Below are 20015 nucleotides of genomic sequence, written 5' to 3' on the forward strand. Positions count from 1 at the left end.
ACCCTCAATAAAGGCGCCGGCCCGTGCCCCGCTATGCACCCCGGACGTGTGTCCTGGCTCACAGACTTCACGGCCATCGCTGGAGGTGTCGTGCGTGGGTCGCCGTCAGGGCACGGACCACGGCCCCATCACCGAGGACGAGGTGCGGGCCCTGGACATACTGACGTCCTGTCAGGTGCGGCGGCCGGCGCGGCTCCTCGCGTGGCGGCGGGCCGCCGTCGCCAGGAGGGCGACGCCCGCGCAGCCGTCCCCACTCGGGTACGTGGGCCGCGCGCAGCAGGCCCCCGACGCCGAAGCTCGTGTCCCAGCCGGCCTCCGTGACGGCCGAGCCGAAGCCCTGGATGGTGAGGATCGCGCCGAAGAGCCAGAGGAGGCTCTGGGCCGGGCCGGAGTTACGAGTCCTGGGGTGGTTGGGCATGACGGGATCCCCCTGCGGTGGTGAGTTTTTCCGATGCGGTTGCATCACATCGTGCAACGCGAGGGGATACGATGCAAGTGCATCGGAAAGGGAGGAGGATGGGGCTTGCCCAAGCAGGTCGACTACGAGGAGCGGCGGGCGCGGATCGCCGACGCGGTCTGCGCGCTGATCGCGCGTTCCGGGATGGAGTCCGTCAGCCTCCGGGATGTCGCCGCCGAGGCGGAGGTGTCCATGGGGGCCGTGCAGCGGTGCTTCCGGACCAAGGAGGACATGCTGCTCTTCGCGCTGGAGCATGTCTCGCAGCACGTCAGTGAGCGCGCCGACCAGCGCATCGCCGCGGCCTCGGAGCCACAGGCCGCGGCCACCCTGCTGTGGCACACCCTGACCCAACTCGCCCTGCTGGACGCCGAGTCGAGGGAACAGGCGCATGCCTGGGTGACCTTCGTCGGTCATGCGGCGGCCAGTGAGAGGCTGGGCGCGGTGCTGCGGGAGACGTACGCCAGGCTCCACGACCTCGTCGTGTGGATCGTCCGCTACGGGCAGGACACCGGGGAGATCCCCCGGCACTTCGACGCCGTCCAGGAGACGCGGAGTCTGCTCGCCGTGGCCGACGGGCTCACCGTGCAGGTCCTCGCCGGACATCAGTCACCCGAGACGGCGAGGGACGTGCTGCAGCGTCATGTCCGTCATCTCCTGCAATGACTTCGGCACTTTCGCCCCTTATGCCCCATTGTTCTACCGTGGAGGAGAACGAGGCTGCTCATATCCCCCGCACCGATCATCGAGCCATCGAGGTGACGGCCATGACGGAGACCACTCAGCGCAGTAACGCCGCCGGCGGCAAGGGGGGCCAGGCTCCCCCGGAGGCCCGCGGGAAGACCGAGATCGCGGACGCGGTCGTGGCGAAGATCGCGGGCATGGCGGCCCGGGAGGTACCGGAGATCCACCACCTCGGCGGAGGGATGACCAGGGCCCTCGGTGCCGTGCGTCAGCGCGTGCCCGGTGGGGGCGGTGGGGCCACTGGGGTCACCCAAGGGGTGAAGGTGGAGGTCGGTGAGCGCCAGGCCGCCGTCGACCTCGACGTGGTCGTGGAGTACGGCGCCGCCATCGCCGACACCGCCGCGGACGTCCGGACCAGCGTCGTCGAGGCGGTGGAGCGGATGACCGGTCTGGAGGTCGTGGAGGTCAACATCTCCGTCGACGACGTCCATCTGCCGGACGAGCCGGACGAGGAGTCCGGGCAGGAGGAGCGGCGGGTGGCCTGACGCCCCTGGGGCGGTGCGGCGCTGCGTCAGCCGGGTAGCCGGGGTGCTGGGCTCGAGACGCGGGCGCATCACCGTGCGGTCGCCGTGGCGCACCGGCAGGAGCAGCCGGGGCGGCGGCGTCTCACGGCAGCCCCGCCATCCGCAGCAGCGCCGCCGTGCCCGCCGCCGCCAGTACGACGACGAGGAACGGTGCCCTGCGCCAGGCGAGCACTCCGCCGACCAGGACCCCGAGCGGGCGGGCGGGGCCGGTGAAGGCGTGTCCCTCGGTGAAGGCGGACGTGGCGGCGAGAGCGGCGAGCAGGAGGACCGCCGAGACCTCCAGCAGCTTCTCGGCGCGCTCCGGGAAGCCGATCCTGGCCCGCAGGGCCGGGCCCGCGAGGCGGAGCAGGAAGGTTCCGGCCGCCAGGGCGAGCATCGCCGTCAGCGTCGGGAGCATCGGCAGGGCGTCGCCCGTCTGCTCCGCCGTCATCGCACAGTCCCTTCCCTCGCCCCGGCAGTGGAAAGGGGCAGTGCGGGCGCCGTCATCGCACCGCCCCTTCCTTCGCCCCGGCCGTGGAGAGCGGCAGCGCGGCCAGGGCCGTCAGGACCGGCAGGCCCGTCGGCAGGAACGGGCTGACGGTCAGGGCCAGCGCGGCGCCGGCGAGTGCGGTCCGTCGTAGCGGCCGGGTCGTCAGCGCGGGCAGGATCAGGGCCAGGATCACCGCGGGGAACATGGCGTCCAGCCCGAGGGCGTCGGTGTCCCGTACGACGCTGCCGAGCAGGGCGCCCAGCGCGGCGCCGGCCGGCCAGCAGACCAGGATGCCGAGGCCGCAGAGCCAGTACGCGGCCCGTCCGCGCTCCGGCTCGTCCTGGGCGAGGGCGAAGACGACCGTCTCGTCGTTCATCAGATGCGTGCCGAGCACCTTGCGCCGGCCCCGGCCGAGGACGTCGGGGACCGCCAGCCCGAACGGCAGGTGACGCGCGTTGACCAGCAGCCCGGCCAGCAGCGCCGCGAGCGGGCTGCCGCCGGCGGCGATGATCCCGACGAACAGGATCTCGGACGAGGCGGCCAGGACGAGCGCCCCCATCAGGACGGGGAACCACCAGGGAAAGCCCGAGGTGACCGCGAGGGCGCCGTACGAGACGCCGATCACCCCGACGGCCAGGCAGACCAGCGCTATGTCGCGGGGGAGGGTCCCGTCCAGTGTCAGTGTTCTGCAGAACGAACGCATGTTGTTTACAGTGAACGCCCGGCGTATTGTTCGTCAAGACGAACGCATCGACCACTGGAGCGAACACGCCGTGTCCGACACCGATCCCTCCCCCAAGCCCCCGATCGAGATGATCGCCGCGTCGTTGCGGACGGAGCGCGTCCGGGCCGGGCTCTCCCTCACCGAGGTCGCGCGGCGGGCCGGGCTCGCCAAGTCCACGCTGTCCCAGCTGGAGTCCGGCACCGGGAACCCCAGCCTGGAGACGCTGTGGGCGCTCTGCGTGGCGCTGGAGATCCCCTTCGCCCGGCTGCTGACGGCCCCCCGGCCGCAGGTGCAGGTGATCCGGGCCGGGCAGGGGCCGGCGGTCGGCTCCGAGCAGAGCGACTACCGGGCCACCCTCCTCGCCGCCTCCCCGCCCGGGGCACGGCGGGACGTGTACGGCGTCGCCGCCGAGCCCGGGCCGCGGCGCTCCTCCGCGCCGCACATGCCGGGTGTCGTGGAGCACGTCGTGATCAGCGCGGGCCGGGCCCTGGTGGGCACCGCCGACGAGCCGGTGGAACTGCACCCGGGCGACTACATCTGCTATCCGGCCGACGTCCCGCACGTCTTCCAGGCACTGGAGCCGGGCACGCGGGCGGTGCTCGTCTCCGAGCACCACTGAGCACGGCCCTCGCGGTTCCGGTGCGGCGGCGCGGTCAGGCCGAGCGTTTGCGGGGCGTCGACTTCTTCGCCGTCGACTTCTTCGCGGTGCTCTTCGCGGCCGTCTTCTTCGTCCCCTGCGCCGACTTGGCGGTCGTCTTCTTGGCCGCCGCCGTCTTCTTGGCCGCCGTCTTCTTCGCCGTGGACGTCGACTTCTTGCCGCCGGTCTGCTTGGGGGCCGCGCGGGACGTCTTGCGCTGCGGCAGCGGCTGGACCTCGGCGTGGTCCCCGGCCTCCTCGCCGCGGGACTCACGGGCCGCGCGGACACTGTTCTCCAGGGCCGCCATCAGGTCCAGGACCTTGCCGCCGGCGGCCGGCTCCGGGGCCTGCGGCGGGGCCTCGCCGGCGGCCTTCGCGGCGATGACCTCCTCCACGGCCTCGCGGTACTCGTCGTGCAGGTCCTCCAGGTCGACCTCGCCCAGGGTGTCCATCAGCGCGTCGGCGAGGTCCAGTTCCTTGTCGCGGACCGTGACGTTCGCGTCGGGGGCGACGCCCTCGGGGGCGCGGACCTCGTCCGGCCAGAGCAGACCGTGCATCGCGATGGCGTCGCCGACCACCCGGAGCATGCCGAGACGCTCCCGGCCGCGCAGGGCGAACTTGGCGATGGCCACCTTGTTGCTGCGCTTGAGCGCCTCCCGGAGCAGGGTGTAGGGCTTCGCCGCGGGGGCGCCGCTCGCCTGGAGGTAGTACGCGGCGTCCATCTGGAGCGGGTCGATCCGGTCGGCCGGCACGAAGGCGACGATCTCGATCGTCTTGGCCGTCGGGATGGGCAGGCTGGACAGGTCCTCCTCGGTGATCGGGATGATCGTGCCGTCCGCGTCCTCGTAGCCCTTGCCGATCTCCCCCTGGGTGACCTCGCGGTCCTCCAGCTCGCAGAACTTGCGGTAGCGGATGCGGCCGCCGTCCTCGGTGTGGATCTGGCGGAAGGAGATCGAGTGGCTCTCGGTGGCGTTGACCAGCTTGATCGGAATGCTGACCAGGCCGAACGAGATGGCGCCGTTCCAGATGGATCTCACGTGCAGCACCCTTCCGGTCACGCTCGGGAGTGTTCGTCACGGTTTGCGTGGGATTCTTATCGTATGGCGCCTATCACAGTGGTGGAGGGGCGACGGCTCCCGCTCAGCAATCTGGAGAAGGTGCTGTATCCCGCCACCGGCTTCACCAAGGGCGAGGTGCTGCACTACTACGCGACCGTCGCCGAGGTCCTGCTGCCGCATCTGCGCGACCGGGCGGTGTCCTTCCTGCGGTATCCGGACGGGCCGGACGGGCAGGTGTTCTTCACGAAGAACGTGCCGCCGGGTACACCCGAGTGGGTCACCACCGCCGAGGTGCCGCGGGTGGAGGGGCCGTCGCGGATGGTGCTGGTGCAGGATCTGCCGAGCCTGATGTGGGCGGCCAACCTCGTCGCCGAGTTCCACACCCACCAGTGGCTGGTCGGCACGCCGGACGAGGCCGACCGGATCGTCTTCGACCTCGACCCGGGGGCGCCGGCGAGCATCGTGCAGTGCTGCGAGGTCGCGCTGTGGCTGCGGGAGCGGCTGGCGGCGGACGGCATCGAGGCCTACGCCAAGACCTCCGGGTCGAAGGGCCTGCATCTGCTCGCCGCCGTGCGCGGGGCGTCCTCCGAGCGGGTGTCCGAGTACGCCAAGGAGCTGGCCGTCGAGGCGGAGACGGCCATGCCCCGGCTGGCGCTGCACCGCATGACCAGGAGTCTGCGGCCCGGGAAGGTCTTCGTCGACTGGAGCCAGAACGCCGCCCGCAAGACGACGGCGACCCCCTACACCCTGCGGGCCCGCCCCGAGCCGGCCGTCTCGGCGCCCGTCACCTGGGAGGAGGTCGAGGACTGCGGCGCGCCCGGACGCCTGGACTTCCACGCGCGGGACATCGCTCCCCGGGTGCAGGATTACGGCGACCTGCTGGCTCCCCTGCTGGACGGGGGGCGGGCGGGGCGGCTGCCGTAGCTCTGGGCCGGGGGGACCGGGCCCTGTCGGAGGTGCTGGACGGGGGGACCGGGTCGGGGTAGCGGGCCGGGAATGCCAGACGGGGAGTTACCGGACCGGGGGCGCCAGACAGGTGGTTACCGGCCCGGGGGCCCCGGACGGGGGGTTACCGGGATGGGGGTGCCAGACAGGTGGTTACCGGCCCGGGGGCCCCGGACGGGGGCACCGGGAGAGGCGCTAGACGGGGGGTTACCGGGATGGGGGTGCCAGACAGGTGGTTACCGGCCCGGGGGCCCGGACGGGGGTACCGGGAGGGGCGCTAGAGGGGGGGTTACCGGGATGGGGGCGCCGGACGCGGGTTACCGGCCCGGGGGCCCCGGACGGGGGCACCGGGAGGGGCGCTAGACGGGGGGTTACCGGGATGGGGGCGCCAGACAGGTGGTTACCGGCCCGGGGGCACCGGGAGGGGGCACCGGGAGAGGCGCTAGACGGGGGGTTACCGGGATGGGGGCGCCGGACGCGGGTTACCGGGCCGACGGCGCCGAGCGGGGGGACCGGGCCAAGGGGACCCACCCCGGGATACCGGACAGGCCCGCCTCAAACCCGCCCCCACGTGCTCCGGTCGCGGGCCATCGCGTGGAGGGCCTCGACGTCCGCCGGTTTCAGGACGCCGCCCTGGTGGGACAGGGCCTCCAGGTCCGTGTCGGTCAGGACGCGGACCTCGCGGGGCGGGGCCGGGATCGACACCCTCGCCGGGCCGACCAGGGCGAGCACGGGGCGGACCTCGGCCGTCAGGGCGTAGGAGGCGCGGGCGGCGTCTGAGCGGACGCGGCGGAGCAGGGGGTACGGGTCGCGGCGGCCCAGGGTGACCAGGGGGTCGGCGACCGTCACCCGCTGCCTGCGCGCGTACAGCGTGTGCACGGCGAACAGCCCGCCGGGGCCGATCAGCAGGTGGTGGACGCGGTCGCCGCCGGGGAGCGGGACGGAGTGCAGGGCGTGCCAGCCCGCGCCGTCCAGGCGGTCCAGGGCGTCCCCGACCGCCTGCTCGGCCTCCAGGGCCCGGCGGCGCGGGTCGGCGCGCAGCCGGCGGGCCGGGCCCGGATCGCGGTCGAGGGCGACGAGGAGGGCCTCGCCGGGGCGGTTGGGGGCCAGGTCGTCGTCGGGGTGGAGGGCCAGGCGGGCGAGTTCGGCGGGGGTCGGCACGGGGGGCGGTCCCACCGTCACGGGGCCGGTGATGAAGGGTCCGAGGGCCCGGAGCACCTCGTCCTCGCGGTCCTCGCCGAGCAGGTTGACCCGGGCCGCCTCACGGTCGTACCAGGCGATGTTCCTGCCGTCCGGGAGGCAGACGTACAGCCGCTCCTGACCGTGCCGCCAGGCCGGCACGACACGCAGTCCGTCCATGCACCATCACCCCCGACCATGGGAACAGGCGGGGTGCTGCGGGGGCAAGAACCCGGCTACCTTTGAGAGGAGTTGGGCCTGCCCGGCGGACCCTTCGGGCGGTGATGGTGGGGAGGCTCCGTTGCGTACCCGCAGGAAACCTGACGTGCCGGCTCCCGAGAGCCCGTGGAGCGAGGTCGCCCCCGGCCTGTGGATGGGCGGCCACGAGTACACGGGAGCGTTGGGCCATCCGGAGTTCGCGGTCGTGCGGGACGAGTTCGATCTCGTGCAGACGCTGCTCCGGCTGCCGGGGCACGGCCCCGATCCCGGCGTCCGGCACCACGTCTGGCCGATCCCCGACGGGCCCCTGGACGGGACGCAGCTGGCCGGGGTGATCCGGCTCGCCGAGGCCGCGTGCGAGGCGCTGGACGAGGGCCGCCGGGTCCTGGTCCGCTGCTACCACGGGTACAACCGCTCCGGCCTCGTCGTGGCGCACGCGCTGATCCGCCGGGGCAGCTCCGCCGAGGCGGCGATCCGGCTGATCCGGGACCGCCGCTCGCCCTGGGCACTGCACAACGACCTGTTCGTCGAGTACCTGCGGGCCGGTCTGTCCACGGCCCGGCTGCTGGAGGAACTCACCGAGTGACACAACACGGCAGTGGCCCGCGCAACAGCACGGCAGAGGCCTACCGAGCAGCACGGCACGCACGGCACACGCCCCCACCCGACCGCCCTCTCGCGCAAATGGGACGTCCCCGCGAATAAGGTGTACGCGGCCGGCGGTCGCGCCCGAGCCGCGTGACGACCCACGAACCGCAGGAGTGCAGTGCCCCTCAGCCGCCCTGGAAAGGCAGCCCGCCGCGCCGCGGCCGTCGTCCTGCTGCTGGCGACCGCCGTGGGCTGCGGGGACGCCGGCGGTCTGGAGGGCGCCGGGCCGACCCCGACGGCGGTCGGTCCGGCCCGGCTCTGGCCGGAGCTGACACCGGCGTCGAGCCCGGCCTTCGAGATCGGCGAGGTGAACACCGAGGTGGTCAAGGGGGTGAAGGTCCCCGCCGGCGACGACATCCGCCGGGCGGACCCGGTCGGGATCGTCCGGGCCGAGATCGCCGCGAGCCCCGGCGACTACGACGGGGCGAAGGCGCCCTACCGGGACACCAAGCGGCGGATGGCCGACTGCGTGAAGGGGCCGGAGCACGGGAAGTGCCCGGTCCTCAGGCCGTACTACCGGGATCTGACCGGCGACGGGCGCGACGACCTGACGCTGGGCTTCAGCCTGCTGCCCGGGAAGACGACCGCGGTGCGCGTGTACACCGTCGAGAAGCACCGGCTGGTACAGGTGATGACCTGGGAGGACGCGCTCAGCGGTGTCGAGCTGGCCGGGCGCTCCCTCGTCATCCGCTCGCCGTCGGAGGTCGCCGGCTACGAGTACCGCCTCCAGTGGACCTGGGACCGGGACCAGCGGGCCATGCTCCTCACCCACGACGAGATGCTGCGCACCGGCCCGCGCACCCACGCCCCGCGCCCGTCGGCCTCCCCCTCGCTCTCCCCTTCGGCGGGCACCGGATGAGGCGCAGGCTCCCCCAGTGGTCCGGGACGCTCGCCGTGAAGGCCGCCGCCTTCATCACGGTGATGTGCTGCGCGCTGGCCGCCCTGCTCGGCGTCCTGGTGCACGTGCAGGTGACCAATCAGACCGTCGGCCAGGCCCGGGACCAGGCACTGCAGCGGCTGACGCAGGCGGCCGAGCGGTACGAGGCCGGGGACACGCTCCGGCGGGGCGCCGGGGTGGATCCGCCGGGGCTGCCGCGGCAGCTGCGGGAGCTGGCGGTGGCCGGGGACCGGGGCACGATGGTCGCCGACTTCGCGGGGCGCCCCACGATGTGGGCGGCGGGGCCGGCCGACGGTGACCGGGCGCTGGCCGTGGCGGTCGACTACTCGCAGCAGGCGCGCACCATCGCGGGCCTGGACCGGGCGATCCTGTGGTCGTCGGGGCTGGCGATCGGAGCGACGCTGCTGGTCGGCGCGTTCGCGGTGACGCGGGTGACGCGGCGGCTGCACACCACGGCTCGGGTGGCCCGGCGGATCAGCGCGGGCGACCTGGACGCGCGCGTGAACGACCCCCGCGCGGATCCGCGGACCAGGGTCCCGGCGCGCCCGCAGGACGAGGTGGCCGCGGTCGCCGCCGCGCTGGACTCCATGGCGTCGTCGTTGCAGGGCAAGCTGCTCGCCGAGCAGCGGTTCACCGCGGACGTCGCCCATGAGCTGCGCACGCCGCTGACGGGGCTGCACGCGGCGGCCGAGCTGCTGCCGCCGGGCCGTCCGACCGAGCTGGTGCGGGACCGGGTGGCGGCGCTGCGCACCCTCACCGAGGACCTGCTGGAGATCTCCCGGCTGGACACCGGGCGGGAGCGGCTGGAGCTGGACACCGAGCAGTTGGGTCCGCTGGCCGAGCGGGTGGTGCGCGCGTCGGGGAGCGGCACGGAGGTCGTCGTCGTGCGGGACGTGTGCGTGGAGACGGACCGGCGGCGGCTGGAGCGGGTGCTGGGGAACCTGGTGGCGAACGCGCACAAGCACGGCCGGGGGCCGGTGGTGCTGACCGTGGACGGGCCGGTGGTGACGGTTCGCGACCACGGGGACGGCTTTCCGGAGTACCTGGTGGCGCACGGGCCGCAGCGGTTCCGTACGGAGGGCGGTGCCCGGGGGCACGGGCTGGGGCTGACCATCGCGCGGGGGCAGGCGGAGGTGCTGGGGGCGCGGCTGGAGTTCGCGAACGCGCCGGACGGCGGGGCGGTGGCGACCCTGGAACTGGCGGCGGACTGAGGGCCCGGGCGGCTCCTCCTATGGCCCACTGTGAGGGGCGGCCCCTGGAGAGCACTCCTAATGTGGCGATTAGTCAGCTTCGGCACTTTCGCCCCCACATGGAGGTCATCCCCATGTCCCTGCGCTCCCGTCTCTCCATAGCCACCGCCGCCGGGCTCCTCGCCGCCGCGGCCGCCGTCACACCCGCCACGGCCGCCGCGCACGACGACTGGGACCCGACCGGCGGCAACGGCAACCACCACCACGACCCGAGCGGCGGCAACGGCCACCACCACGACCCGAGCGGCGGGAACGGCCACCACGACCCGCGCCTGTACAAGGGCGTCGTCACGGCGAACACGCTGGCGCTGCGCAGCGCCCCGAACCGCGGCTCGCAGATCATCCGGTACGCCCACAAGGGCGACATCGTCAGGATCTTCTGCAAGACCGGCGGCGAGACCGTGAAGGGCAACCCGCTCTGGTACCTCCTGACGGACGGCACCTGGGCCTGGGGCGCCGCCCGCTACATCGACAACATCGGCCCCGCGCCACGCTGGTGCTGACACTCGGTCCCCCAAAGGCACACAAGACGCACTGTTTGGGTAGGTTCCGGACATGAGCAAGGCCGGAATCACCGTGGCGACGGCGGACCCGCCCGCGCCCGCCGTCCGCCGCCTCCCCCGGCGCCGGGGCATCGAACTCGCCCTCATCGTCCTCGCCGTCCTGCTGTCGGTGTACGGCTACTGCGCCGTGGGCCTCGCCCGGAACGGCACCGTCCCGCCCGGCGCCGCCGGCTACGGCGCCGGGCTCGGTGTGCTCGCGCTGCTGGCGCACCTGGCGGTGCGCCTGCGGGCCCCGCACGCCGACCCCCTCCTCCTCCCGATCGGCGTGCTGCTCAACGGGCTCGGCCTGGTCCTCATCTACCGGCTCGACCTGGAGACCCCGGGCGACCGGGCGGCACCGGCCCAACTGGTGTGGTCGACGCTGGGCGTGGCGCTGTTCATCCTGGTCGTCCTGGTCCTGCGCGACCACCGCGTGCTCCAGCGCTACACCTACGTCTGCGTGGCCGCCGCGCTGGTGCTGCTCACCCTGCCGATCCTGTTCCCGGCGGTGAACGGGGCCCGCATCTGGATCCGGGTCGCCGGGTTCTCCATCCAGCCGGGCGAGTTCGCGAAGGTGCTGCTGGCGGTGTTCTTCGCCGCGTACCTGGCGGCGAACCGCAACGCGCTGGCCTACACCGGGCGCCGCGTCTGGAGGCTCCAGCTGCCCACCGGCCGGGTCCTCGGCCCGATCGTCGCCGTCTGGCTGGTGAGCGTCGGCGTCCTGATCCTGGAACGCGACCTCGGCACCTCGCTGCTCTTCTTCGGCCTGTTCGTGGTCCTCCTCTACGTCGCCACCGGCCGCACCGGCTGGATCGCCGTGGGACTGCTGCTGGCGGCGCTGGGCGCGGTCGCCGTCGGCCGGCTGGAGCCGCACGTGCACGGCAGGATCGAGACGTGGCTGCACCCCTTCGCCTCCATCGAGGCGGGCGAGGGCGCCAACCAGCTCGCCCAGTCGCTGTTCGCCTTCGCCGAGGGCGGCCTCCTCGGCACGGGCCTCGGGCTCGGCCACTCGGTCCTCATCGGCTTCGCCGTGAAGTCGGACTTCATCCTGGCCACGGCGGGCGAGGAACTGGGCTTCGCGGGCCTGTCCGCCGTGTTCCTCCTCTACGGCCTGCTGGTGGAGCGCGGCTACCGGGCGGGCCTCGCGCTGCGCGAGCCGTTCGGCCGGCTGCTCGCCGTCGGGCTCGCCTCGCTCGTGGCGCTCCAGGTGTTCGTCATCGCGGGCGGGGTGACCGGGCTGATCCCGCTGACGGGCATGGCGATGCCGTTCCTGGCGCAGGGCGGCTCCTCGGTGGTCACCAACTGGGCGATCGTGGCGCTGCTGGTCCGGGTGAGCGACTCGGCCCGGCGTCAGTACGACGGGCAGGACGGCCGGTGACCCGGCACATCCGGCACGCCGGCTTCTTCTGCGCCCTGCTGCTGGTGGCCCTGCTGGTGAACGCCGCCCGCGTCCAGGTCGTCCAGGCCCCCGCCTACGACCGCAACCCGGCCAACCGCCGCCCGGACATCGCCCGCTACGAGCAGCCGCGCGGCGACATCCTGGTCGGCGGCCGGCCCGTCACCGGCTCCAAGGACACCCGGGAGCACCTGCGCTACGAACGCACCTACACGGACGGCCCGTTGTACGCCCCGGTCACCGGCTTCGCCTCCCAGCTGTACGGGACGACGCTCCTGGAGCACAGCGAGGACGGCATCCTGTCCGGCTCGGACCCGATGCTCGCGCCGTTCCCGCTGTGGAACGACTTCACGCGGGCGCGGAACTCCGGCGGGGACGTCGTCACCACCCTCGACCCGGCCGCGCAGCGGGCGGCGTACGAGGGGCTCGCCGGGCTCAAGGGCGCGGTCGCGGCCGTGGAACCGTCGACCGGCCGCATCCTGGCGCTGGTGTCCCGCCCGTCCTACGACCCCCAGCCGCTGTCGGGGAACGGTCCTGCGGCGGCCGAGGCGTGGCGGCGGCTGAACGCCGACCGGGACCGGCCGATGCTCAACCGGGCGATCCGGCAGACGTATCCGCCGGGTTCCACCTTCAAGGTCGTCACCCTGGCCGCCGCGCTGGACGCCGGTGTGGTCACGGACCTCGACGCGCCGACCGACTCCCCCGACCCGTACACCCTGCCCGGCACGCGGACCCGTCTGACGAACGCGTCCCGGGGCTGCCGGAACGCCTCCGTGCGGGAGGCCTTCACCCTCTCCTGCAACACGGTGTTCGCCAGGCTCGGCGTGGCGGTCGGCGCGCCGGACCTGACGGCCACGGCCCGCGCCTTCGGCTTCAACAACCCGGCCCTGCGCGTCCCGTTCCCGGTGGCCCGCTCCACCTTCGACACCTCGCTCGACCGGGCGCAGCTCGGGCTGTCGTCGATCGGCCAGTACAACACCCGGGCCACGCCGCTGCAGATGGCGATGGTCGCGGCGGCCGTCGCCAACGGCGGTCAGGTGCGGGAGCCGTACCTGGTGGAGCGCACGACCCGGCCGGGCGGCAGCATCCTCGCGACGGCCGGTTCACGGGCGGTGCGCCAGGCGATGTACCCCTCGACCGCGGTCCGGCTGCGGGCGCTGATGCGGGAGGTGGTCGAGGACGGCACCGGGTGGCGGGCCGCGATCCGCGGCGCCAGGGTGGGCGGCAAGACCGGCACGGCCCAGCACGGCCGCCGCAACTCCGGCACGCCGTACGCCTGGTTCATCTCCTGGGCGCAGGGCGAGCGGGACCTGGCGCCTCGGGTGGCGGTCGCGGTGGTCGTGGAGGACGCGGAGGCGGAGCGGCGGAACATCAGCGGGGGCGGGGACGCGGCGCCGATCGCCCGGGCGGTGATGGAGGCGGTGCTCGCGTCGCGGTGAACCGGAACCCGTGTGCTCAGCGGCGGCGGTTGAGGGCGGTGAGGTCGATGTCGATGGGGAAGGGGACAGTGAGCTCCAGCTTGTCGTGGAAGATGCCGGTCAAGCCGTAGGCCTGGGTCGCGGGGTCGAGTTCGTAGACGTAGACCACCGGGAGTCCCTCGTTCTCCTCGACGCGCCAGTAGTGCGGAATGCCTGCCTGCGCATACTTTCGCGGCTTCACCTCGCGGTCTCGGTCCTCCGAGTCCTCCGAGACGACCTCGACGGCGATGAGGACGTCTTCAGGCCGGTACCAGGTCTGCTGCGGACCCGTATCGGCGTCCGCGCGGAACACCAGGACATCGGGTTCCGGACGATTGCGCTTGTTCAGCTTGATGGTCATCTCGCGGATGACGTCGTACTCTCCCGGCACCTGATCCAGCAGGGTGTTGTCCAGCAGGCGAATGGCACGCGAGTGGAAGTTGGTCTGCGGACTCACGAAGACAAGACTCCCGTCGATCAGCTCCGTGTGCGGAGGCAGGTTCGGAAGCGCGTCGAGGTCGTCCGCCGTCCAGCCACCCTCCGGCGGACGAGGCCACTCGAAGTCGTCGCCCAGCCCGTAGTCGCGTGCGGCGCTCATGATTGCTCCCATGTGCCGGGGTCTGCCTGGCACAGCCAGCGTACCCAGGGGAATATGCCGATTCGCCCGTCGAACGAGTGATCAACCCTCGAGTCGTTGACCGGCTGCGATGGCCCCCTCCACCTCCGCCACCCGCTCCTTCTCCTCCGCGGCGAAGCGCTCCGCGTCCAGCTTCTCGGCGACCTCCTCGTCCTGGGCCATCAGCAGGTCGAGGTCGGAGTCGCCCATCTCCAGCACGCCCATGTCGACGTAGGCCTGCTGGAGGCGTTTGCCCCACAGGCCGATGTCCTTGACGCAGGGGACGATGCGGCTGAACAGCAGTTTGCGGAACAGGGCGAGGAACTCGGACTGCTCGCTGTACTCCTCGGCCTCGGCCTTCGGGATGCCGAAGTTCTCCAGGACCTCGACGCCGCGCAGCCGGTCCCGCATCAGGTAGCAGCCCTCGATGACGAACTCCTCGCGCTCCCTGAGTTCGGCGTCGGTGAGCTGCCGGTAGTAGTCGCGCAGGGCCATCCGTCCGAAGGCCACGTGCCGCGCCTCGTCCTGCATGACGTACGCGAGGATCTGCTTGGGCAGCGGCTTGTCCGTGGTGTCCCTGATCATGCCGAAGGCGGCCAGGGCCAAGCCCTCGATCAGGACCTGCATCCCGAGGTACGGCATGTCCCAGCGCGAGTCGCGCAGGGTGTCGCCCAGCAGGGACTGGAGGTTGTCGTTGATCGGGTACAGCAGCCCGATCTTCTCGTGCAGGAACCGGCCGTAGATCTCCGCGTGCCGGGCCTCGTCCATCGTCTGGGTGGCGGAGTAGAACTTGGCGTCCAGGTCGGGGACCGACTCCACGATCCGGGCGGCGCAGATCATCGCGCCCTGCTCGCCGTGCAGGAACTGGCTGAACTGCCAGGAGGCGTAGTGCCGACGCAGATCGCCCTTGTCCTTGTCCGTCAGCTTCGCCCAGTGCCGGGTCCCGTACAGCGACATGGCCTCGTCCGGAGTGCCCAGCGGATCGTACGGATCCACCTCCAGCTCCCAGTCGATCCGCCGCTGCCCGTCCCACTGCTTGTCCTTGCCCTTCTGGTAGAGGGCCAGGAGACGGTCGCGGCCGTCGTCGTACTCCCAGTTGAAACGGGCTGCGCCGGTCGCCCCCACCTGCCACACGGGTTCGTCCGGCTCCTTGGCGTACACGTCGAAGGTCGGCATGTCCGCAGGCTCACATGAGGTAGACACCCGGTCAACAAGTAGCGCGCAAGGGATTGACGGGCTTGCTGACAGGCAGTCTCATAAGGGGGACGGTGACGTGTGCACAATGAGGTGGGCAGCCATGACGACCCTGACGGAAGCCGACGCGCTCGACGGCCTGCGCGATGCCCTCGGCCTGCTGAAGGACCGGGAGCAGGTGGCCCAGCGGCTCCTCGACTCCTCCGCCAAGCACTCCTTCGATCCCGACAAGGAGCTGGACTGGGACGCGCCCTTCGAGGAGGGCAAGTGGTTCTGGCCGCCGGAGCTGGTGTCGCTCTACGACACGCCGCTGTGGAAGCGGATGAGCGAGGAGCAGCGCATCCTGCTCTCCCAGCACGAGGCGGCGGCGCTGGCCTCGCTGGGCATCTGGTTCGAGATCATCCTGATGCAGCTGCTGGTCCGCCACATCTACGACAAGGCCGCGACCAGCGCGCACGTCCGCTACGCGCTCACCGAGATCGAGGACGAGTGCCGGCACTCCAAGATGTTCGCCCGGCTGATCTCCCAGGGCGGCACGCCCTGGTACCCGGTCAGCCGCGTCCACCAGCACCTCGGCCGCCTCTTCAAAACCATCTCCACCACCCCGGGTTCCTTCACGGCCACCCTGCTCGGTGAGGAGGTCCTCGACTGGATGCAGCGCCTGACGTTCCCCGACGAGCGCGTCCAGCCCCTCATCCGGGGCGTCACCCGCATCCACGTCGTGGAGGAGGCCCGCCACGTCCGCTACGCCCGTGAGGAACTCCGCCGCCAGATGGTGACGGCCCCGAAGTGGTCCCAGGAGTTCACCCGCATCACCTCCGGGGAGTTCGCCCGGGTGTTCTCGGTGGCGTTCGTGAACCCCGAGGTCTACACGAACGTGGGCCTGGACAAGCGGGAGGCCCTCGCCCAGGTCAAGGCCAGCGGCCATCGCCGCGAGGTCATGCAGAACGGCTCGAAGCGCCTGACCGACTTCCTCGACGACATCGGCGTACTGCGCGGCGTAGGCCGACGACTGTGGAAGTCGTCCGGCCTGCTGGCGTAGCCCCCGGTCCCGCCTTCGGCGCCATCAGGGGCGACCTGATCACCGACATGTTCCAGGGCCAGGGACTGGCCGAGCTGACGCCCAAGGAGGCCCGCATCACGGCCATCGGCTTCGAGCACGTCGACGCGCGGTAGCCGGAACCACGACGCGCCCGCACCCGCCGTACCACGGAAGGGGACGTGTCGGGGGGTGTCCGCCCGCAGCGGTTGGCGCGTCAACGCCAGTCAGTCGGTAAATAGGTGCATCGCGCCGTTCCGAGGACGGACACCCCCCGGCGCGGCCCCGACCCACCCCCCGGCGCGAAGGCGAAGACGCGCACCCCCACCGAAGCAGCCACAGGCCGCCGCAGGCACCCCGCTCACCGCTACGCAGCCCCCGACCCGCCGATTACGCTGCCGGACATGACACCAGCCGCCGCCCCCACCCCCGCCTACCGGCGACTCAGCGTCGAGGAACGCCGCAGCCAGCTCCTCACCGCCGCGCTGAACCTCTTCGCGCACCGCGCCCCGGAGGAGGTGTCCCTCGACGACGTGGCGGAGGCGGCCGGGGTGTCGCGGCCCCTGGTGTACCGGTACTTCCCGGGCGGCAAGCAGCAGCTGTACGAGGCCGCCCTCCGCTCCGCCGCCGACGAACTCCAGCACTGCTTCGACGAACCCCGCGAGGGCCCCCTCCTCCCCCGCCTGTCCCGCGCCCTCGACCGCTACCTCACCTTCGTCGACGAGCACGACGCCGGTTTCAGCGCCCTCCTCCAGGGCGGCAGCGTCGTCGAGACCTCCCGCACCACCGCCATCGTCGACGGCGTACGCAGGGCCGCCGCCGAGCACATCCTGAGGCACCTGGACGTCACCGACCCGGGCCCCCGGCTGCGCATGACCATCCGCATGTGGATCACCGCCGTCGAGGCGTCGTCGCTCATCTGGCTCGACGAGGACAAGCAACCCCCGGCCGAGGACCTCCGCGACTGGCTGGTGGAGCAGTTCGTCGCCGTGCTGACCGTGACCGCCCGCCGCGACCCACAGACCGACGCCCTGGTCCGGGCCCTCGCCGAGGATGTCTGACACTGATCCTGTGAAGAGCGAAGACACCCCCTTCGAGGGCGGCCCCATGGACGGCAGGGTCCTGCCCGTCCTGCTCGGCATGACCGGCCACCCGCCCAAGACGTACCGCATCCCCGTCCCGGACCCGGACGGCGGCCCGCCCACGGTCCTGGTGTACCGCCGCGTGCCCCGGGGACCGGGCAGGGTCGGCCTGACCAACCGCTGGAAGTACGAGTACGCCCCGGAAGGCGCCCCGGCCCGCCGCCTGAACTGGCCCTGGTCGAAACCGAACGCCACGCCCCCCGGCAAGCCAGACGCCACGCCGCCCGGCAAGCCGGATGACGCCGACGGGTGACCCCGTTGCGCCGAACCGCGCACACCCGCCGAGCGCGCCGAGCCCACCCGACTGATCCTCACGTTGTCCGGCGGCACACGGCTGCCCAGGCAACGGAGGTGATGGCATGTCAGGAAGGCTGCTTCGTCTGGTCTGCGTCGCGGCGGCGGTGGTCGGCACCGTCGCAGTCCCCCTACCGGCCACGGCCGTTCCCGCACCGGACCCGGAACAGCGCTCCGTCGCCCGCCTCCTGACCGACCTTCAGAAGCTGTACCGGCAGGCGGAACAGGCCACCGAGGCCTACAACGCCACCGAGGAGAAGCTGAAGAAGCAGCGCACCGAGACCGACCGCCTGGACCGCGCCCTCGCCCGCGCCCGCCTCTCCCTGCACGACAGCCGGGGCGCGGCCGGCCGCCTGGCCCGGCAGCAGTACCAGAGCAGCACCGACATCTCCCCGTACGTCCGCCTGCTCCTGGCCCGCGACCCGCAGCACGCGATCGACCAGGGCCATGTGATCGGCCGGCTGGCACGGGAACGGGCCGACACCATCGGCCGGCTGACCGGCCACGAGCGCAGGGCCCACGACCTGGCCCGCGAGGCCCGCAAGGCCCTGGACCGGCAGCTCGCGCTCGCGGAGCGGCGCAAGAAGGAACGGGACGAAGTCCGCAAGCGGCTGCACGACGTGGAGGAACTGCTCGCCTCCCTCACCCCCGACCAGCTCACCGCCGTCGCCGAACTGGAGAAGGAGGGCGTCACGAAGGCGCAGAAGAAACTCCTGGCCTCCGGCGCCCTCGGCGACACCAGCGAGACCAGCGAGACCAGCAGCAAGGGCAAAACAGGCAGCCCCGGCACCGCCGGCAGCCCCGGCACCGCCGGCAGCCCCGGCACCGCCGGCAGCCAGAACAGCCCCCGCCGCCCCACGGCCGAGGGCGGCCGAGCCGTCCGCTACGCCGTGCGGCAGCTCGGCAAGCCGTACGAGTGGGGCGCGGAGGGCCCGAGGTCGTACGACTGCTCGGGCCTGACCTCGCGGGCCTGGGCCGAGGCGGGGGCGCCCATCCCCCGGACCAGCCAGGAGCAGTGGGAACAGCTGGAGCGGATCCCGCTGTCCGAGCTGCGCCCGGGCGACCTGGTGGTGTACTTCCCGGAGGCCACGCACGTGGCGCTGTACCTCGGGGACGGCATGGTCGTCCAGGCACCCCGCCCGGGCGCGAAGGTGAAGGTGTCACCGATCGCGGCCAACCCGGTCCTGGGCGCCGTACGTCCGGACCCGGCCGGGAAGCCCCTGCGGCGCTACGAGCCGCCGGAGCTTCCCGAGGGCGCCACGGACGGGTCGGACGAGGGCTACGAAGGATACGAGGGTCAGGAAGGGCAGGAGGGCTACGCGGCGCCCGCGCCGGAGACCTCGACCAGGTAGGCCTGGGTCTTCTCCGGGTCGTAGAAGTAGTTCTCGAAGTCGGCCGGGTCGTTGAAGCCGTTGGCGAAGCGGTCGGCGACCGGCTGGAGTTCACCGGCGGCGCCGATGAGGTTCAGGATGTGCTCCGGCGGCGGCGCGAGCATCGCGTTGGTCCACTTGGTGACGTGCTGGGCGGTGGCCCAGTAGCGGTCGAAGGTGGCCCGCATCCACTCCTCGTCGAACGGCTTGTCGCCGCGCTCGACGATCGAGGCGAGGTAGGCGGCGGCGCACTTGGACGCGGAGTTGGAGCCCTGGCCGGTGATGGGGTCGTTCGCCACGACGACGTCCGCCACGCCCAGCACGAGCCCGCCGCCGGGGAGGCGGCCGATCGGGTTGCGGACGGTGGGGGCGTAGCGCCCGGCCAGCGTGCCGCCGGCGTCGGTCAGTTCGACCTTGGTGGCCCGCGCGTACTCCCAGGGGACGTACCGCTCCATGAGTTCCAGGGTCAGGGAGAGGTGCTCCGCGGGGTCCTTGACGCCGTTGAAGACGTCGAGCGGGCCGCCGGGTATGCCCTCCCAGAACAGGATGTCGGCGCGGCCGGAGGTGGTCAGGCAGGGCATGACGAACAGTTCGCCGACGCCCGGCACGAGGTTGCAGCGGACCCCTTCGGTGTCCGGGTGCTCCGGGCGCGGGCCCAGGCCGTGGACGTACGACACGGCCAGCGCGCGCTGCGGCTCGCTGTAGGGGGACCGCTCCGGGTCCCGGGCGAACATCTGCACCAGCTCGCCCTTGCCGGCCGCGACCAGCACCAGGTCGTAGGTGCGGGAGAAGTAGTCGAGGTCGCCGACGGCCGCGCCGTGGATGACGAGCTGCCCGCCGCGCTGGGCGAACGTCTCCATCCAGCCGGCCATCTTCACCCGCTGGTCGATCGACTGGGCGTACCCGTCGAGCCGGCCCAGCCAGTCGATCGCACGGGCCGCGGGACCCTCGGCCCAGGAGCCGGGGGCGGCGACCGAGACGCCGAGTCCTTCGATCTTCGGGGCCTGGGACTCCCAGAAGTTCAGCTGGAGATCGCGCTCGTGCTGCAGGGCGGTGTGGAACATGCACTGCGTGGACATGACCCGGCCGGTGCGGATCTCGTCCGCCGTCCGGTTGGACATCAGGGTGACCTCGTACCCCTGCGACTGGAGGCCGAGAGCGATCTGGAGCCCGGACTGACCGGCTCCGACGACGAGTATCTTCCGCATGCGGGGCTG

General features: G+C 72.5%; 23 protein-coding genes. 15 read left to right on the top strand and 8 right to left on the bottom strand.

Going from position 1 to position 20015, the window contains the following annotated elements; genetic code table 11:
• Positions 1–67 precede the first annotated feature (67 nt).
• On the bottom strand, positions 68–418 hold the full coding sequence (locus ABZ386_RS23400) for a hypothetical protein (RefSeq protein ID WP_358965728.1): 351 nt from the start codon (positions 416–418) through the stop codon (positions 68–70).
• 105 nt (positions 419–523) lie between these two features.
• Here ABZ386_RS23400 and ABZ386_RS23405 point away from each other — a divergent pair, with 105 nt between their 5' ends.
• Entirely contained in the window at positions 524–1120 is a 597-nt protein-coding gene (locus ABZ386_RS23405; protein ID WP_358965730.1) for a TetR/AcrR family transcriptional regulator, read from the top strand.
• Positions 1121–1221: 101 nt separating this feature from the next.
• Entirely contained in the window at positions 1222–1683 is a 462-nt protein-coding gene (locus tag ABZ386_RS23410) for an Asp23/Gls24 family envelope stress response protein (protein ID WP_351342405.1), read from the top strand.
• Positions 1684–1804: 121 nt separating this feature from the next.
• On the opposite strand, the gene ABZ386_RS23415 is transcribed toward ABZ386_RS23410, so the two are convergent.
• Both ABZ386_RS23415 and ABZ386_RS23420 read right to left on the bottom strand, forming a co-directional pair.
• Positions 1805–2152: an AzlD domain-containing protein gene (locus tag ABZ386_RS23415; protein WP_232840603.1), complete on the bottom strand. Its 348-nt coding sequence runs from the start codon at positions 2150–2152 to the stop codon at positions 1805–1807.
• Between the two features lie 52 nt (positions 2153–2204).
• The gene (locus ABZ386_RS23420) at positions 2205–2894 is read right to left on the bottom strand and encodes an AzlC family ABC transporter permease (RefSeq protein ID WP_351342402.1); all 690 of its coding nucleotides are present in this window, start codon (positions 2892–2894) and stop codon (positions 2205–2207) included.
• 109 nt (positions 2895–3003) lie between these two features.
• On the opposite strand from ABZ386_RS23420, the gene ABZ386_RS23425 reads away from it, so the two are divergent.
• Positions 3004–3534 (top strand): XRE family transcriptional regulator, encoded by a 531-nt coding sequence (locus tag ABZ386_RS23425; RefSeq protein ID WP_358965830.1) that lies wholly within the window; start codon positions 3004–3006, stop codon positions 3532–3534.
• Between the two features lie 34 nt (positions 3535–3568).
• On the opposite strand, the gene ABZ386_RS23430 is transcribed toward ABZ386_RS23425, so the two are convergent.
• Positions 3569–4597: a Ku protein gene (locus tag ABZ386_RS23430; protein ID WP_351342609.1), complete on the bottom strand. Its 1029-nt coding sequence runs from the start codon at positions 4595–4597 to the stop codon at positions 3569–3571.
• A gap of 54 nt (positions 4598–4651) precedes the next feature.
• Here ABZ386_RS23430 and ligD point away from each other — a divergent pair, with 54 nt between their 5' ends.
• On the top strand, positions 4652–5533 hold the full coding sequence (gene ligD / locus ABZ386_RS23435; protein WP_358965732.1) for a non-homologous end-joining DNA ligase: 882 nt from the start codon (positions 4652–4654) through the stop codon (positions 5531–5533).
• 576 nt (positions 5534–6109) lie between these two features.
• Here ligD and ABZ386_RS23440 read toward each other — a convergent pair.
• Positions 6110–6913, bottom strand: a complete 804-nt coding sequence (locus ABZ386_RS23440; RefSeq protein ID WP_356501871.1) for a nuclease-related domain-containing protein — start codon at positions 6911–6913, stop codon at positions 6110–6112.
• Positions 6914–7034: 121 nt separating this feature from the next.
• Here ABZ386_RS23440 and ABZ386_RS23445 point away from each other — a divergent pair, with 121 nt between their 5' ends.
• The 6 genes from ABZ386_RS23445 (at position 7035) to ABZ386_RS23470 (ending at position 13125) form a co-directional block, all read left to right on the top strand.
• Positions 7035–7538, top strand: a complete 504-nt coding sequence (locus ABZ386_RS23445) for a dual specificity protein phosphatase family protein (RefSeq protein WP_351342396.1) — start codon at positions 7035–7037, stop codon at positions 7536–7538.
• Positions 7539–7718: 180 nt separating this feature from the next.
• Positions 7719–8459 carry a hypothetical protein gene (locus tag ABZ386_RS23450; RefSeq protein WP_358965734.1) on the top strand — a complete coding sequence of 247 codons (741 nt, stop codon included), beginning with the start codon at positions 7719–7721 and terminating at the stop codon, positions 8457–8459.
• A complete protein-coding gene (locus ABZ386_RS23455) occupies positions 8456–9709 on the top strand; it encodes a HAMP domain-containing sensor histidine kinase (RefSeq protein WP_356523906.1) in 1254 nt (417 codons plus the stop codon). Before ABZ386_RS23450 ends, ABZ386_RS23455 begins: the two co-directional genes overlap by 4 nt.
• Before the next feature lie 113 nt (positions 9710–9822).
• Complete coding sequence (locus ABZ386_RS23460) at positions 9823–10251, top strand: SH3 domain-containing protein (protein WP_351342390.1); 429 nt, start codon at positions 9823–9825, stop codon at positions 10249–10251.
• 52 nt (positions 10252–10303) lie between these two features.
• Positions 10304–11668, top strand: coding sequence for an FtsW/RodA/SpoVE family cell cycle protein (locus ABZ386_RS23465; protein ID WP_351342388.1), 1365 nt, complete (start codon positions 10304–10306; stop codon positions 11666–11668).
• The gene (locus ABZ386_RS23470; protein WP_351342386.1) at positions 11665–13125 is read left to right on the top strand and encodes a penicillin-binding transpeptidase domain-containing protein; all 1461 of its coding nucleotides are present in this window, start codon (positions 11665–11667) and stop codon (positions 13123–13125) included. The genes ABZ386_RS23465 and ABZ386_RS23470 overlap by 4 nt, the downstream gene beginning before the upstream one ends.
• 16 nt (positions 13126–13141) lie before the next feature.
• Here the strand turns inward: ABZ386_RS23470 and ABZ386_RS23475 are convergent, their stop codons facing one another.
• Both ABZ386_RS23475 and ABZ386_RS23480 read right to left on the bottom strand, forming a co-directional pair.
• Positions 13142–13741, bottom strand: a complete 600-nt coding sequence (locus ABZ386_RS23475; RefSeq protein WP_358965735.1) for a Uma2 family endonuclease — start codon at positions 13739–13741, stop codon at positions 13142–13144.
• A gap of 81 nt (positions 13742–13822) precedes the next feature.
• A complete protein-coding gene (locus ABZ386_RS23480) occupies positions 13823–14935 on the bottom strand; it encodes a ferritin-like domain-containing protein (RefSeq protein ID WP_356615304.1) in 1113 nt (370 codons plus the stop codon).
• Positions 14936–15056: 121 nt separating this feature from the next.
• On the opposite strand from ABZ386_RS23480, the gene ABZ386_RS23485 reads away from it, so the two are divergent.
• The 5 genes from ABZ386_RS23485 (at position 15057) to ABZ386_RS23505 (ending at position 18780) form a co-directional block, all read left to right on the top strand.
• Positions 15057–15995 (top strand): diiron oxygenase, encoded by a 939-nt coding sequence (locus tag ABZ386_RS23485; protein ID WP_358839143.1) that lies wholly within the window; start codon positions 15057–15059, stop codon positions 15993–15995.
• Positions 15968–16129: a hypothetical protein gene (locus ABZ386_RS23490; protein WP_351342379.1), complete on the top strand. Its 162-nt coding sequence runs from the start codon at positions 15968–15970 to the stop codon at positions 16127–16129. The genes ABZ386_RS23485 and ABZ386_RS23490 overlap by 28 nt, the downstream gene beginning before the upstream one ends.
• Before the next feature lie 267 nt (positions 16130–16396).
• The gene (locus tag ABZ386_RS23495; protein ID WP_351342377.1) at positions 16397–17053 is read left to right on the top strand and encodes a helix-turn-helix domain-containing protein; all 657 of its coding nucleotides are present in this window, start codon (positions 16397–16399) and stop codon (positions 17051–17053) included.
• A gap of 10 nt (positions 17054–17063) precedes the next feature.
• Positions 17064–17387: a hypothetical protein gene (locus ABZ386_RS23500; RefSeq protein WP_351342375.1), complete on the top strand. Its 324-nt coding sequence runs from the start codon at positions 17064–17066 to the stop codon at positions 17385–17387.
• A 106-nt stretch (positions 17388–17493) separates the two neighbouring features.
• Entirely contained in the window at positions 17494–18780 is a 1287-nt protein-coding gene (locus tag ABZ386_RS23505; RefSeq protein ID WP_358965738.1) for an NlpC/P60 family protein, read from the top strand.
• On the opposite strand, the gene ABZ386_RS23510 is transcribed toward ABZ386_RS23505, so the two are convergent.
• Positions 18744–20006, bottom strand: a complete 1263-nt coding sequence (locus ABZ386_RS23510; protein WP_355720923.1) for a styrene monooxygenase/indole monooxygenase family protein — start codon at positions 20004–20006, stop codon at positions 18744–18746. The genes ABZ386_RS23505 and ABZ386_RS23510 overlap by 37 nt on opposite strands.
• Positions 20007–20015: the final 9 nt, after the last annotated feature.

This window comes from Streptomyces sp. NPDC006140, assembly GCF_040628815.1.
GTDB lineage: Bacteria > Actinomycetota > Actinomycetes > Streptomycetales > Streptomycetaceae > Streptomyces.

What these genes read in the sequence shown, in the direction of transcription:
- ABZ386_RS23420 (WP_351342402.1), bottom strand. Translation starts at nt 2,894, where the DNA reads ATGCGTTCGTTCTGCAGAACACTGACACTGGACGGGACCCTCCCCCGC.
- ABZ386_RS23460 (WP_351342390.1), top strand. Translation starts at nt 9,823, where the DNA reads ATGTCCCTGCGCTCCCGTCTCTCCATAGCCACCGCCGCCGGGCTCCTC.
- ABZ386_RS23440 (WP_356501871.1), bottom strand. Translation starts at nt 6,913, where the DNA reads ATGGACGGACTGCGTGTCGTGCCGGCCTGGCGGCACGGTCAGGAGCGG.
- ABZ386_RS23475 (WP_358965735.1), bottom strand. Translation starts at nt 13,741, where the DNA reads ATGAGCGCCGCACGCGACTACGGGCTGGGCGACGACTTCGAGTGGCCT.
- ABZ386_RS23465 (WP_351342388.1), top strand. Translation starts at nt 10,304, where the DNA reads ATGAGCAAGGCCGGAATCACCGTGGCGACGGCGGACCCGCCCGCGCCC.
- ABZ386_RS23410 (WP_351342405.1), top strand. Translation starts at nt 1,222, where the DNA reads ATGACGGAGACCACTCAGCGCAGTAACGCCGCCGGCGGCAAGGGGGGC.
- ABZ386_RS23455 (WP_356523906.1), top strand. Translation starts at nt 8,456, where the DNA reads ATGAGGCGCAGGCTCCCCCAGTGGTCCGGGACGCTCGCCGTGAAGGCC.
- ABZ386_RS23510 (WP_355720923.1), bottom strand. Translation starts at nt 20,006, where the DNA reads ATGCGGAAGATACTCGTCGTCGGAGCCGGTCAGTCCGGGCTCCAGATC.
- ABZ386_RS23485 (WP_358839143.1), top strand. Translation starts at nt 15,057, where the DNA reads ATGACGACCCTGACGGAAGCCGACGCGCTCGACGGCCTGCGCGATGCC.
- ABZ386_RS23425 (WP_358965830.1), top strand. Translation starts at nt 3,004, where the DNA reads ATGATCGCCGCGTCGTTGCGGACGGAGCGCGTCCGGGCCGGGCTCTCC.
- ABZ386_RS23400 (WP_358965728.1), bottom strand. Translation starts at nt 418, where the DNA reads ATGCCCAACCACCCCAGGACTCGTAACTCCGGCCCGGCCCAGAGCCTC.
- ABZ386_RS23480 (WP_356615304.1), bottom strand. Translation starts at nt 14,935, where the DNA reads ATGCCGACCTTCGACGTGTACGCCAAGGAGCCGGACGAACCCGTGTGG.
- ABZ386_RS23415 (WP_232840603.1), bottom strand. Translation starts at nt 2,152, where the DNA reads ATGACGGCGGAGCAGACGGGCGACGCCCTGCCGATGCTCCCGACGCTG.
- ABZ386_RS23495 (WP_351342377.1), top strand. Translation starts at nt 16,397, where the DNA reads ATGACACCAGCCGCCGCCCCCACCCCCGCCTACCGGCGACTCAGCGTC.
- ABZ386_RS23505 (WP_358965738.1), top strand. Translation starts at nt 17,494, where the DNA reads ATGTCAGGAAGGCTGCTTCGTCTGGTCTGCGTCGCGGCGGCGGTGGTC.
- ligD (WP_358965732.1), top strand. Translation starts at nt 4,652, where the DNA reads ATGGCGCCTATCACAGTGGTGGAGGGGCGACGGCTCCCGCTCAGCAAT.